Here is a 15,338-nt window from a genome sequence, read left to right on the forward strand (position 1 = left end):
TCTCATCCGCACTTGTTGCTTTATCTATCGCTGCTAACGCTGGATCTTGATAGCCGCTTACTTGTCCTAGCTGCTTGTTCTTTTCGTTAGTTGTTAAAGCTTTATCACCGTTTATTTGATTATTAGCAGCTGTTGCCGCATTATTTACAGCTTCCTTTGCCGTTTGCTTTTGCAATGACAAGTCTTTGCCAGGAATGTAATCATTCTTGATTGCAGTATCGTATTTATTAAACTGATCCTTTACTTCCTGTGCGCTGCTAGCAGCTTTAATTGCCGCTGTTCCTTTATTATAATCATCTTCAACTGCATTTAGCTGATCATTCTTTTCTTTCTGAGTTAAAGTAGCATCATTCTTAATTGCAGATGAAACAGTGTTCTTAGTGTCAAGCAAATCGTTTAATGCATCCTGTTGACGCTCCGAAATTGACTTAACAGCTTTAGGATAACCGTTAAAAATTTCTTCGTATTTTCCACGCAAATCGGCGATTTGTTGAGCAGTTGTAACTTCGGCAGAATTAATGGCATTAGTTGCTTCAGTTAATTTATTTCCAACCTCAGTCTGTTGACTATTCTTTTCATCAATAGTCAAGACTTTACTTTCATCGATTCTGCTGTTTGCTTCTGCTGCTTTTTGTTTTAAATAATCTATCGCATCAGCTTTTTGCTTATCTACAGTATCACCTGGTTGGTGTGCAGCATCAATCTTTTCTATGGCATTTGTATGTGCAGTATCTACCTCTTTAGGAAGTTTCGCATCACCAATTTCTTTTTTAGCGTTTGCAACTGCATCTTCAACCACTTGAACTTGAGCATCCTTTTGAGATTGAGTCAAAGTCGAATCATTTTGAATTTCTTTTTTCTTATTTTCAGCTTTTTGATTAATATCCGTCAATGCTGCATTTTTTTCCTTGTCTAAGGAGTGATAATAGTATATTACTTTTTCTGTTCCACCTGATGACATTTCAAAAGTAGCACCTACTGAAATCTGTTTGCCATCAATTTCAACATGATCTAAAGCATAATTATTTACATCAGGAGCATCAGGGACTACTACTAAAGAACCAGTTCTCCCAGTTATATTAGAAGCAGAACCAATATTAGGAACAAGATATGTGCCCGTTTTATTACCTTTTTCGTCTACTTCTTGATATTCAGGAGTTATGCTTTGATCATTGCCTTCTACATATAATGTAACTACAGGATTATTATCTGAAACCACGGTTGGCTTAGGTTGTAAACCATATCCCTTGGCATAATGATAACCGACTGGAACATTATCTGTAGTATAGTAAGAATTATTATCCCAATCAATAGTGTTACCATAATTAGCTGTTACTAATCCCTTCTCAGCTTCAGTACCTGTTTTACCAGATAGTGGAGATGTTAAGATTCGATCAGGGTGATCTTTATCAACATATTGGTAAGTAACTTTTTGTGGCGTGCCATATACATAAACCTTGTAAATGTAGTCATAGTGATTAGGGTCATCATCAGCAGCTGTACGCATAGGGACAATACCAACGTTTGCTTGCCCAGTAATTGGATCGCCATCATCTGCAGTAGTAGCCGTATTACCACCACTTTGCTTATCAGATTTGGCTCCAGTAAATACTTGGTTATCTAATGCCCACATATAGTTTTTAGGGATATTTTGAATAACGTATTTACTGTTTAATGGTATATATTGACCAATATAGTTATAATTATCTACATTTTCGCCCTTATCCAAAAGAGGTATATTTAGCAAGCCATTGGCATTATTCCCTACTTTAACTGGATTTCCAAATTGATCGATAAACTGGACAGCCATCTTTCCAACCGGAAGAGCAATCGTCTGCAATTCACGAGTATTAGAAGTAGCGATATCAGAAAATTGAGCATCTTTTGATGGATCACCACCTAAAGGCGTTAAATAAGCTTTGCCACCTTTAATATACATTTGTGCAAATTGAGCTGTATTATTTGCAGGGTCTTTACCCCCTTGTGACTTTCCACCTAACCAAGTACTAATTTTGGAATTGTTCAAAGTAACAGTTCCTGATCCAGATATAACCCCTGAAGAAGTTCTATTTACCGCTGTTCCATCCCTATTTATAATGGCCAAATGAAGTTGCCTTGGTGAAGTAAATACAATATTTGATGAATCATTAGCCTGAATTACAGCACTGTTATCAGTTTGACTAATATCTAAACTTGCACCAGCAGCAAAAGTGGCTGTTTGCCTAGCTCGAAGCTTAATAGCACCAGAAGAAGTAGTAACTGGTGACTTTAACGTAAAGCCTTGACCAAAAGTATACTTAGCATCATCTTTAGCTAATTGAGTACCATTTAAAAAGAACTGAAATCCTGTTTGCTCCCAGGTAACGTTATCTCCAGCCGTAAATTCATCGATAAATAGATACATGGCAGGGAAATCCGCATAAGTATTATTATAGGTTTTAGCAATATTAGTAGAGCCATTTCCCATAATAATTTTATTACCATAACCAACAGAGTTTTTATCTATTCTGCTAGCAAAATAGAATTCGGAGAAATGTCTATCGTTGGAGGTTCTGTACATCTCAACACTACTATTATTTGCAAAAATAATAGTACCAACATTACGCGTAACTTCATTAGAAATATTAAATACATTTTTGCCGGAAAATGTAACCTTGGCTCCACCAGCCACAACAACGTGAATGGGATTTCTGTTACCAGATGGAGACATGTTAACATTATCAATATTAACGGTCAGCCCACCAGCATCCCAAGCACCAGCTCCAACAACTACTAAAGCATCGTAATCCCAATCGTTGACACCAAATCCTTGCTTAAAGTTTGCATTAGTAATGGTAACCGTCATTGGATTTGAGCTTGTAACATTTTGCAATCTGAAAACCTGATCAGTTAAATCAATCGTATGACCATTACCATTAATTATAACGTTTGCAGAACCACGTGGACGATTTCCAATATTAGTCCTATCAGTATTAGCCAAGTCACTTGTAATGTTAATATAAGTGACACTGGATGATACCCAAGCATTTGCTAATTCGGCAAAAGTTGAAACATTAACAGCATTCTGCATATATTTAGTAGGATTAGTTACTTGATCAGGAACTGGAATATTTACAGAAGTTTGCGTTTCTTTAGCTACACCAACCGAATTGTTAAAATCCTGACGTCCATTATCAGGATCATTTGCAACAGTTACGCTCTTTCCTAAATCTGTATCAGCTGCTTTTCCCGCAATAAAATCATCATTGTCTTGAATAGTAACATCATTGATACTTTTCTTATCAATTGCTGCATTATCAGAAGAGTTTTCTACTTTCTCAGAAGCAGGATTTTCCGTTACAATCTTAGCAGAATCTGTCGCTGAATTTTCACTTGACTTAGCCACTAGCGAACTAGTGCTTTCAGTATTTCCAGACTTGCTTTTCGTAACTGCAACCGAATTATCATTTGTAGCAATGGCGTTGTTAGAACTTGCCTTAGATCTGAAGAATACGCTCAAGCCTTTATAATTATCAATGCTTTTTCCATTATTAGCAGGTTGTAACTTCTTATTGACTACAGGGGCTTTTTTAGTATCTTTCTTAACGGTAGACTTAGCCTTAGAAATAACTGAACCAGGATGATAAGTATTATCAATATTGGACACGGTGTCTTCAATGATAGCCTTTACACCTGCTAGGTCAGCAGCCTCATTTAACTTGGTTTTTGCAGCTGTAACTAAGGCATCAACATTAGAAACTTGCTGCGCTTTTTCGGTACTAGTCAAGTTTAAATCTGAGTTAATTTTTTCCTTAATTATAGTAGCTTCAGCATCAATGTTGGTTAAAGCATTTTGTTTTGCGTCCTCTAACGATTTTGATTCTACAGTTTTTTGTAAATCTTCACTTTCACCCTTCTTTCCCTGTTCTTCTTGCTTATCAGTATCTGAAGCAGCATTTACCTGAAAGGTTGAGTTACTACTTCCTAGATATATCCCACCAAGCATAAATGTTAATAAAGAATAGCTAACTAGCCATCCCTTTTTACTTTTATGCATTTTATAATTTGTATTTTTGGTCTCGCCAATTAAGTTTGATTTACTTTTCAAATTATACTCACCATTCTTCCAATAATATAAATCATTAATATATAACAAACTTAGTCTAGCATAATCTCAAAATTGTATAAAGGCTTTTTTGATTATTTTATTAATAAAATGCTTTAGTTTAGCTACTTTAAAAGGGTTTTTCAAACCAAATAAAAGAAATTTTTAGGCTGTGTCTTTTAAAGAAAAAAGAAATTAAATTACATTTTACAAACATTAAATCTTTATTTATCAGATTATTTCGTATTCTTAAATTATATATGCAAAATATTTTTTAAGATCCAATATGTGTATTATTAATCTATTTAACGACTTATGTTATTTAAATTTTCTGGCAAGAAAAAATTTCAAGTTGACTATTCAAACTCCACTAAAACTAAATTTAAACTTTTTTTGTAGTCAAATATACAATTAGCAAAGAAATATTAGATAGCTATAATATTTTAAAATTTTGTTTCTCAGTTGAAACATCTAAAATTCTTAGCCAAAAATTATTCTGAATGTCTAATTTCACAAGCACTTTCAACAAGAAAGCTTAATTAGACATCATTTTTCTTATAATTACACTGGTCAATTCAAGGAGACAATTTTATACTTGAGAAAACAGTAGATTGGTCATAGTGAATTAAAGATAAATATTTAACTTATTACAATTTTTTTAAAATTTATATAGTAATCTTGAGAAACTGAAAGGAACAATGTGCTTTAATAATGTAGCACGCAATTGCTTTTTATATTATAAGTGCTTAAATACAATAATATATAAAATATTATTGTATTTAAGTATCCTAGACGTATATAGTGAAAATATAAATTATTGATTACCATAAACAAGTCATTGATACTACCAAAAGAATAATAACTACCTTACTCGTGTCTATGCTACGGCTGCTAAATTACCAAAAAAGTTAATTCTTGAGTTTAAGTAATTTTTTTAAATAAACACAAAAACCAAGGAGCTTATTTTGCACCTTGGTTTGATTACTTACATATCTTTTTATTCAACAATTTAATCAAATGACCGAAGTAGCCTCTTGGCAAGAGCAAAGTTTCCGACAGTAGCCGAACCATTTTCCGCAATTGCTGGCATCGTAATATACTGAGTTAAATCTGGAACTTGAACATAGTCATTTAAAAGCTGAGCGAATTCTCGCCGCACCTTTTTCAAAAACAATTCACTAACAACGCCGCCGCCAAACACAATTTTATCAGGCCGCAGGATGAGCGTGGCCTGTAAGGCAGCCTGAGCAACATAATAACTTAAAATTGCCCAAACTGGATCGGTTAACGGCACATCCTCCCCTTTCTTACCTAGCCGTTTTGCAAAAGTTGGCCCTGAGACTAGCCCTTCCAAACAATCTCGGTGGTACGGGCAAATACCTGAAAAATTGCTATCTGCAGGATGACGCTTGACCAAGACGTGCCCCATTTCTGGATGACCGATTCCGCCTAACACCTTGCCATCGATAATCGCACCACCGCCAACGCCGGTACCAATTGTGTAATATACGAGTGAACTGATATCCTCGTTAGATAAGCGTGACATCACATATTCCCCATATGCCGAGCCATTGACATCGGTGGTAAAAAAGATTGGCACCTTAATTGCTGCTTTAATCATGCCAACAATATCCGTATTAGCCCAGCCCTTCTTGGGTGTTGTTGTAATATACCCATAATTAGGTGCCGTCTTTTTAATTTCAATTGGGCCAAATGATGCGACACTAATTGCCGCCACATCGAATTGCTTTAAATAATTAATGACCCTTGCAATAGTTTCTTGCGGATTCGTAGTGGGAATTACGCACCGCTCTTTAACTTGGTAGTTCTCATTACCAACGGCACAGACAAACTTGGTTCCCCCTGCCTCAATTGATCCAAATAACATTTTTGCCCTTTCTTTAATAACTGCTTTTAATTAACGAGCTGATTGCATTCTTTATTTCAGCTGGTTTAGAGCTTTTATCGATAATTTTTCTAAAAGTAGAATTGGTTTGCAAATCAACAATAAAATCGAACAACTTTTGCACACTGAGATAATCCGGTCGAGCAATTGCTAGCAAAAAGACATACTTTACCTCGTTTTTTTGATCCCATTTGATTGGCTGATCAAGTCTAGCAAAGGAAACCTTCGACTTCTTAGTTGCATAGCCCAACGAGTGCGGTATCGCAATTTTGCCACCGATTGCAGTTGAGTACATTTGCTCTCGTTCATAGACCTTCGGCATAAAGTCCTTACTGACAATTTTTTTCTGTTCCAGATTATGGATTAGCATATTTAACAACTGCGTTTTAGACATCTTGTCTTTTATCAGGTAAATATTTTCCTCATCAAATAATTTATTAATTGCCCGGTAAGGATTATTAAGCGACTTTAGATACTCAGACAATTGCAAAATATCATTATGGAAGTTAGCTAAGTCAATCTGAATTACTGGAATCGCGGCATCATTTAGCGGCACCATGGAAATTAGAAAGTCGTTACCCGCTGCCTTGCCTTCAAGATATTCATCATAAGTATAAGTCCCCGTGATATTTAAAAATGAAGCAAACTGCGTCTCTAGCTTGGCCCGCACTAGTGAAGCCGTCGACATCCCCGTCCCGCAAATTAAGGCCGCATTCTTTTGGTAAGAACGATTGCCCTGCCGCTCGATTGACGCACCCACATGCAGCGTAATAAATGACAGTTCATCATCATTGAGCTTCAAGTCAAGCATGTGTTCTAAAATCGGCGCGGAATAAGCCGTAATCTCATAGGCATAAGGAAAAGTCGACAGAATAACATTTAACAGTGGGTTCTTTCGGTTGCCGTTAACTGTCTTAATCTTCACCAAGTTTTCCAGATGCTGAACTAAGTTAATCCGCAACTCATTATCGTCCAGAAGATCAATCGCAAATTCTTTCTTGATATTTTGCAAAAAAATCGTCACGGCCCTAGTAATTTTTTCCTTAGTATTAATCTTATTGCTGCTACGAACACATTCCGGATAATTCAAGGCAAAATGATACACTAAATCATTAACCTCATGGCGATTAAACTTAACGTTAAATACCTTTTCCAGCTTCTGGCACAATTTTGTTAAAGTTGCTAGTACTTCAGGCTTAATCTTGACCGTATTACTATTCTCCAAGTGAAAACCCAGTTTGATTCGGGAAATAGTTAAAGCCGCATGTAAGATAATATTTTTCGTATTAATATCTGAAATATGATAACTATAATGGCGTAAAAAGCCGTGAATTAGCTGCTTGAGCTTGTCTAAATCAATATTGGCAAAGATGATTTTTTCCTGCTCGGTGAAGTCAACGATGTAGCTGTTGGACTTCTTATTAATTAACTTAGCAATAATGAATTTGCGCTTGGCTGACTCAGTACCAGCCACCAAATAATAATCGCCTTTCTTAACAACCCGTAAATTGAATTGGCTAAATTCTTTCTTAATGGTCACCAGATAAGTAAAAAAGGTGTTGTCACTGATGAATAGCTTATCTGTCAATTGACTAAGGCGAACTCGGTCATTAACCAGTAAATATTGTTCTACCTCGATGATGCGCTCGCCAGAACTGGAAGCTGGCAAATCGCTTTTAGCAATCTCACTCAGCTTTTGCCTTGTTGCATCACTAATCTCATTAAGATAAAAGCCCTCACCTCGTTTATTTTGGATTTTAACGTGGTCACTAGAAAGTTCCTTATTTAATTCCTTAATATCGGATCTAATTGTTCTAGTACTAACGTTGCATTTTTGAGCTAAAAAGGAGGCAGAAACGTAGCGGTTGGCTGAATTGTTTAATAAGAATTCAAGGATTGTTCCCAATCGTTTATAAGATAGTTTCATACTTTCACTTCTTCTCATTTTGATTTTGTAAAATTGGTTACCTGCAGGTGATTCTTGCTAGATTGGCTTAATTAAGGTAATCAGGTCGTATGGCGCAACTTGGTAGTCTTGCGCGATTGTTTCTTCCAAGCCATTAACCACAATGAAACCTTCATCTTTTAGGTAAGAGACATCCTGTGTTTCACCGGTAAGATTTGATAAGCGTAAAACCAGGTTATCTTTAACGGTGTAAGCTGGGTACAAAGCAGCCACTTCCAGATCGGGCTTAAGGTTAAGCCAGGATTGCGTGCGTGCAAGTTTTGGCAAATCTGGTGCAAACTCAATATCCCACAGTTTGTTATCCAGGCGATTGACGAATAAATTGTATTTTTGCAACTGGTAACTAACAGACGGTGAATACCACTTAGTTAATTGCTTTGATAAACTTTCTTCAGTCACCAGCTGGGAACTAGTGGCATATAGTCCAAAAGTAAATTCGTTAAGGCTCTGTTCTTGTGCCATTGGCGTTGGCATCATAATGTGGCCTACCGAAGTGGTATCACCCGAAGCACGTCCAGGGCGCCACAATAAGTCGGGTTTACCCAACTGGCCAGTTGTTGCCATTAACGTAATGTAGAGTGCATCCCCTACTTTTTCGTATTCCTTTTGCCCTGTCCCTAGGAAATACAACCCTTGATTTTGATTTCTTAGACCAACCATGCGGTCAAACAAGTAAATATTAACGGGCTTTTCGACAAACTCATCATTCCAGTTGGCTGCAATTGGTTCATTTTTAGTTTCGCGAAAACCGCCCTGAATTTGTGCGTGCGCATAGTCAGTTTCAATATCAGTCTTCAGCCGCAACCGTAAGCGATGTGCCAGTACTTGGTTATCGATAATTAGTTTAGCCGTAATCACCTTTGCCTCGTCGGTGATTGACAGCACCAACTGGTAATTGACATCCTTTATTTTGCTCTTGGCGGTGGACACCCGATCTGCCAGGTCGTACGGTAATTGCCACTTACCCTTCAAAGTCAAGCTTTCGATTCCTGGTGCCGCCTGTTTATGGATAATGCCATTCCACGGTAAGCGCACCTCGCTATCACCCCTTAATGGTGAAAAATCGTAGGTATCGCCATCATTGGCCTGGTCATAAATGCTGATGACATCACTGAAGGTTTTATTCTTGGTAATCAAATAGAACTTGCCTTCTTCAAAGACTAATTCAACGTGTTTATTGCCAATTGAGCTGCCACTTTCTTCTTGCAGCTCCGGAGCAGCATGCTTGCTGTCATTAAAATGCAGCACCTGATAGCCCAAACCAGCCATCTTAACGTGCAGGCTAACTTTAAGTTTAAAGTAACCTGGTTCATCCTTAAATTCATAACCGTTGGGTGTTAACTGCATAATATGTGGCCGCGCTTTAATTTCTTCTTTAGCAACAATCACTGCTTCATTTTCTGCTGGAAATTCAATCTGGGAAGTTGGGCTAATGATGGTCACGGTCTTACGGCCATCAAATTCAGTTGGGTCCAGGTTAAAAATAAGAACATCATGGTCATTTAATTTTAGTCGCTGAGCCAAGCGCTTTTTAACGTAATTTTCCACTCCTTCCGCAATTTCAGTTGCCTGCTTAATGCGTTGATTGATATCAAGCGCAACATTGTCGGTCACGCTGCCACCCAATGTATCATGCGGCTGTAATTCAAACAGCAGTTTCCACAATTTGATCACAATGCCGTTTGAAATAGGGATACCAGCATACTTAGCAATTAACATTAATGGTTCAACCCTCTTGGTAATAAGCTGTTCAAGCTTAAAGTTGCTCCGCTTATTGCGTGAACGAACAGAGCCAATTGTGCGGTGAACGCGTGAATAAGTTGGGTAGCGTAATTCACCCTGATATTCTGGTAATTTTTGTCCACGTAATTTGGCCATAAATTCCGGATAAGTCCCAATAACTACGTCATGCTTAGAATATTTATTCACCTGCTTGAGTGTGTGCGCGAGGTCATGAATAATATTCATCTGGTCAATGCCCGAGGGGATCAGAACCTCTTGGTTATTGCCGTTTAACGCTTCAAATTCAATCCCCTGATCCAGCCTGTTTTTGACAAAGTCCGCTAAATTTTGTTTTGATTCTAAATCAATTTGACCAGTGTAATAGCCCAAAGGGAAGTTGGCCGCAAAGACGGCCTTACCGCCAAGAGCTTTCCACTTAAAGTAAACAGAATTAGTCTGGCGCTTAAAGTTAGTCCCGCGCCACGATAAAAAATCATGAATTCCAACTTGGCGCAAAATCATTGGCAAATTAGCATTAAAACCAAACGTATCGGGTAAATATCCCAGCATCATTGGCTCACCGTAATTTTTGCGAGCATCCAAGATGCCGATAATCAAGTTGCGTAAGAGTGATTCGGCATTAGGCACCAGCGCATCTGTCTGTGTGTACCAGGGGCCAATGAACAACTGCTTACGCTCAACTAGGTCATGAATCCGGCTCTTGGCTTCAGGGTGAATTTCTACATATTCATCTACAATTGACATTTGGCCATCGAGCGTGAAATTGGCTTCTGGATGCTGCTCGAGTTCATCAAGAACCTCGGTAAAGAGCTGATCACTCAGTACTTGGGCATCCTGCGTTGTGAAATACCATTCTCTGTCCCAATGAGTGTGATTTACAAAATATGCTTTAACCATAATTTCTCCTAATATTCAAAATAAACTGTTATTAACTTAGCATGCGTCAATTCAGGTAAAACAACCTGCTTTTTAACCGGCGTCAATGACCTTATTTTTTTACCACGTAAATCTACGATTTCGATTTTTTGCGGCAATTTAGTAAAAGTGATGCGCTCCTGGATGGGGTGCTCCTTGGGGTTATACATCCTGATGATGTATCCCGGACGCTCATGATCTTTTTGAATTGTACTGATGCTCAACTGATTAGTTGTTGTCAGCCAACTAAAAGCTGGTTCATAGACTCTGGTTGCAGGATTAAACGGAAATATCAGCCGGCCGTTCAAGAACTCGGCATATTCGTACACTTGTAGTGGCGTTTCGAGTTCTTTTACCTTATTTGCTAAATTACTGTTTTCGTAACTGGTTTGCCCCGTAATTAAACTAAAGTCAAAACTGAGTTGCTGGTTAAGCTGAGCCTGCGGTGTTGGAACAGTCTCGTCTCCTGAGGCACGTCCAGGACGGTACAATAAATCGCGCTTGCCCAGCATCCCGTAGGTACGAAAAATTGTTAACCTGATTGTATTGTGCTTTTTTCCGCAACATTCATATTCCCGTACTCCTTGCGGTGCCAAGGCTAGCAAACGCTGCTCATCTGATAAGGCAACAAAGCTCTGCATCGTGTTAATTGCAATTGGTTTTTCTTCCCAATTAGCCTGATTTTGCTCCCAATCTTGCAGTTCTTTTTCTTTAACAAATGGGCGCTTAATTGCGCCAAACTGGATATCTGCAATGCTGGTCTTGGCGGCAATATCACCGGCAAAATCAATGCATACTCGGTGGCTCTTAGGCTTGGTGTTATCAATGTTGAGTACGCAATTAATTGCCGACTCGTTTTTCTTCAACGTAATTTCCAGCTGAACCGGCATTGGTGTATCTGTAATTCCTTGAGCCCGCTTAGTCAAATCACCAGGTACCATGAAGTCAAAATCAAGTATTAATTTACTGACTAATTGCCCGTGGATAACCTGTGCATGGTGCGGCTGACTGGTGGAATAAATCACCAAATCCTTTTTAGCAGGAGAATAATTATAGGAATCACCGTCGTCCCCATTTTCCTCAATCACGGCCTGGTGCTGGTATAAGTGCTGGCTGCGCTTATCCAAAATCGCTAAACTGCCGTCATCGTTTACCGTAATTCGGTAAAATTCGTTCTCAATTGTCGAATCTTGCTGCCGGTTAGCCAATTCGATTTCCTTATCAGCTAGCGGAATAAGGTAAAATTGCTGGTAGCCCATGGCCGGAATTTGCTCAAACTCTAAGTTAACTTCTAAGCGGTAAACCTTATCCGGTTGGTAAATCTTCTTGCCAGGATCAAGCTGAATTGTTGCTCCCTTAATTAATTCCGTTACCTCCGTAACTGCAGTAATCTCATACGGGACCTTTTTACCCGTTTCGTCTTGAAGTACGAAATTACGGCTAGGCGAATAAATTGTTTGACTAACTATGCCCTTACGCGGATGTGGCAGCAAATTAAAAACAGTTAGGGTTATCGGCTGCTCCTGCTTTTTTATGCGGGTAGCCAGTTGACGCAAAGTAACATCGACTAGGCTAGTGGCAATCTCTTGCACGGTTAGATAGCGGGCTTTAATATCCTCATTAACCCGGTCAGAAACGCAGTTGCCCATTGAATCATGTGCCGCATTTTGACACATCTTTTCCCAGATATCATCGACTGCTTCGGAGGGATATGGCAAACCGTAATAATCTCCTAAAGCTAGAACCGGCTCCATCACATTACTCAAGTAATTTTGCAATTCCGTATTTAACTTCTTCAAGTCTGCCCGAGAAGAGGAAATCGACTTATGCACCCGCATATCTTTTCCGCTGTCCTGCTCACCCGTTAGACGTAAAAAGTGGGGCTGCTCCTTTTTGACGGCGTTAACATAATCGGTTAAAGAAGCAACTTCGAAGGTATATTTGCCCTGATTCGCCGCAGTTATCTTTTCGAGTAACACGGGCAGATCAAAGCGTAGTGGCGCCATATCTGAACCATTCGGGAATAAAATATTGGCTGTTGTTGCCTCATCAACGATCGTCTTAAATGGTTCTTCCGTCATTAATTGCGCTAGTTTCGTTTCATCAATCACGCCACCGACAAAGTAGCCACAGGCCATCCGAAAAACAGTAACTTCCGTGCCATCTTCACCGCGCCAGATAAATTCAGATTTAGCAGCAGTGTCCCGGCAAAAGCCACGGTACAAAACCGCATCCTTGATGCCAAAGCCGCGATAGATTTGCGGCATGCTGGATTCTTGCCCGAAAGAATCGGGTACATAAGCAACCGGCATATGACCGCCGAGACGATCACTTTGCTTAATCCCAATGCGTAAGTTATTAATAATACTTTCACCCGAAGGTAAAAACTGGTCGGTTTGCGTATACCACGGACCTAACGCTAATTTCCCTTCTTGCACTAAGCGCTTAACGCGTTCGGTATCTTGCGGGCGCCATTTAAGGTAATCAGTAATTAGTGACGATTGCCCGTCTAGCAAAAAGAACTTAAACACCCCACCTTGTTCTAAATAATCTAGGACATCCTTTACGTCTTTTAATAGGTAGACTTTTGCTTTAGACGCGGTAAAAAACCACTCCCGATCCCAGTGGGTATGCGGGACTACGTAAACTTTTTTAGTCATTTTCTCTCCTAAAGAAAAAACTATAGCTAGAAATTGCTTAATTCATTCCAAACTATAGTTTTTGGTTTCATATTATTGGATATTTAATTCAATATCGTCATCACTCATTGATTCCTCACCAGTTGAGTCTTGATCGGTAAAGTCAGCAATTAATGGTGCAACAATTGCGATAAACAATGCACAAACCAAAATTCCGGCTAAGTAGGCAATAATGTTATCAGCTGTTAAAATGCCTGGCAAACCGCCTAGAGGAGGAATGTGTGATTTTACTCCTAAAAATGCACCGGTAGCAGAGCCAAGTGCGCCCCCAATAACATTAACAATAATCAATTGTGGTGCCTTCATCATGAAAGGAATCGCTCCTTCGGTAATGCCGAATGTTCCCATAATGAGGTTGTTGTGGCCCATTTCAAGTAATTCTGGTGAAAAACGCTTCTTTGGCCAAATAAAACTCATGATTGCGTAGCCCATTGGAATCGCACAAATTGCAATATTAGTGTAAAGACAAGGTTGGTAAATTCCCTCAATGAAGAAGAAATTACCCACGCCCCAAGCAGCCTTGTTAACTGGGCCACCAAGGTCGACGCCAATCATGCCGCCCATAATAGCAGCTAACAAAATGGCATTGGTCTTTTGTTCTACCATAAACTTAACCCATGAGGTCAGTCCGTTATTAATCCACGCTAGTGGCGGCGTTAAGACCACGCCGACAAAGAACGCGACCGACCCCACTGTTAAAAGTGGCATTACAATCAATTCGATTGCTGAATTCCATTTGTCAGGAACCTTAATCTTGCGGCACCAACGTGCTACATAACCTGCAATTAAGCCGGCTGCAATCGCACCAATAAAACCTAATTGGTTATTGGTTGCGAGCTGTCCGCCGATAAATCCTGCACCTAGGGCAGGCTTATCACCTAAGGCATAGGCAATATAACCTCCGATAACCAAGTTAACTAAGCCAATTCCAATCCAACCCACTTGGTTGATTTGATACAAAAAATGGAAAAAGCCTTGTGTTTTCGCAAACTTCGATAAGTCACCATAGCCAAAACACATCCCAATTAACTGCGGGACACCAACAACGAGAGCACCACCAATGACCGTAGGGATCATGTAGGAGATCCCACTCATGATGGCTCCTTCCCATTCCTTCAAAATCCGTTTCATTTTAGTTCTCCTTTTGAACTGCAGCCGCACACTTCTTCAAAACGGCCTTTGGCGCTTTAATACAAGTATTAATGTCAACTCGAATAACTGGCTTCCCCTCAAAACGCTCCATGCTAGTAATCTTTTGATCAGAAGCAATTAAGACAAAGTCTGCTGCATTAGCCTCATCTTGCGTGATTGGGTTAACTGGGCCCATCATTCCTTGTTGTTCAATTCTGACATTCCAGCCGAGTTCAGTACCGGCTTTTTCCAATGCCTTAGCAGCCATTGGTGTATGTGCTAGTCCTGCAGGACAAGCGGAAACTCCTACTACATTCATCTTGCTATTCTCCAATCTTTTGGTTAATAAAATCTGCTATTGCTTTCTTGGAAGTTAACTCCCGTAATTTGACCTTAAAGTCATCTTCAAGCAATGCTGTCGACAGGTTGGCCAACATCTTTAAATGCTCATCACCCGCATTTTCAGGTGGGACCATTAAGGTAAAAATATCGCTGACTGGTTGATCATCATAGGTCTGCCAGTCAATTGGCTGCGTCAACCTAAAATATAAGAACCCAGGTTTTAACACATCCGCTGTTTTGGCATGAGGAATGGCAAAGCCATCTTCTAATCCCGTTGAAAATTCCTTTTCCCGTTCTAAAAAACTGCGTTTTAATTCACTGACATCATCAGTAAAGCCAGCATCTTTAGCTGCTTTGGCGGCAAACTCTAAAAAAGAAGCAACGCTTTGTTCATCGACATCCAAAAACACGTCAGTGGCGGTAAATTTCATTACTATTTTTCACTTCCATTCTTTGTAACCCTTTACAATGATTAATACTAAACTGAAACGCTTACTTTGTAATTACTGCTTATTTCCATTTAAAATGGAAAAATAATATTTACCATAATGC

8 protein-coding genes are annotated in these 15,338 nt (G+C 39.2%); all 8 read right to left on the reverse strand.

Annotation, left to right across the window (positions count from 1 at the left end; all coding sequences use genetic code 11):
* On the reverse strand, positions 1-4,087 hold a 4,087-nt coding region (locus J3U71_RS00465), incomplete at its 3' end, for a DUF1542 domain-containing protein (RefSeq protein ID WP_267392310.1).
* Positions 4,088-5,093: 1,006 nt separating this feature from the next.
* Positions 5,094-5,972, reverse strand: a complete 879-nt coding sequence (gene scrK, locus J3U71_RS00470; RefSeq protein ID WP_267392311.1) for a fructokinase ScrK — start codon at positions 5,970-5,972, stop codon at positions 5,094-5,096.
* Positions 5,973-5,985: 13 nt separating this feature from the next.
* Complete coding sequence (locus J3U71_RS00475) at positions 5,986-7,917, reverse strand: BglG family transcription antiterminator (RefSeq protein ID WP_267392312.1); 1,932 nt, start codon at positions 7,915-7,917, stop codon at positions 5,986-5,988.
* Between the two features lie 57 nt (positions 7,918-7,974).
* Positions 7,975-10,596 carry a glycoside hydrolase family 38 C-terminal domain-containing protein gene (locus J3U71_RS00480; protein WP_267392313.1) on the reverse strand — a complete coding sequence of 874 codons (2,622 nt, stop codon included), beginning with the start codon at positions 10,594-10,596 and terminating at the stop codon, positions 7,975-7,977.
* 8 nt (positions 10,597-10,604) lie between these two features.
* Entirely contained in the window at positions 10,605-13,274 is a 2,670-nt protein-coding gene (locus tag J3U71_RS00485; protein ID WP_267392314.1) for a glycoside hydrolase family 38 C-terminal domain-containing protein, read from the reverse strand.
* 72 nt (positions 13,275-13,346) lie between these two features.
* The gene (locus tag J3U71_RS00490) at positions 13,347-14,444 is read right to left on the reverse strand and encodes a PTS fructose transporter subunit IIC (RefSeq protein ID WP_267392315.1); all 1,098 of its coding nucleotides are present in this window, start codon (positions 14,442-14,444) and stop codon (positions 13,347-13,349) included.
* 1 nt (position 14,445) lies between these two features.
* On the reverse strand, positions 14,446-14,763 hold the full coding sequence (locus J3U71_RS00495; protein WP_220220043.1) for a PTS fructose transporter subunit IIB: 318 nt from the start codon (positions 14,761-14,763) through the stop codon (positions 14,446-14,448).
* Positions 14,764-14,767: 4 nt separating this feature from the next.
* Positions 14,768-15,217, reverse strand: coding sequence for a PTS sugar transporter subunit IIA (locus J3U71_RS00500; RefSeq protein WP_267392316.1), 450 nt, complete (start codon positions 15,215-15,217; stop codon positions 14,768-14,770).
* Positions 15,218-15,338 lie beyond the last annotated feature (121 nt).

Source organism: Lactobacillus sp. B4015, from assembly GCF_026536055.1.
Classification (GTDB): domain Bacteria; phylum Bacillota; class Bacilli; order Lactobacillales; family Lactobacillaceae; genus Lactobacillus; species Lactobacillus panisapium.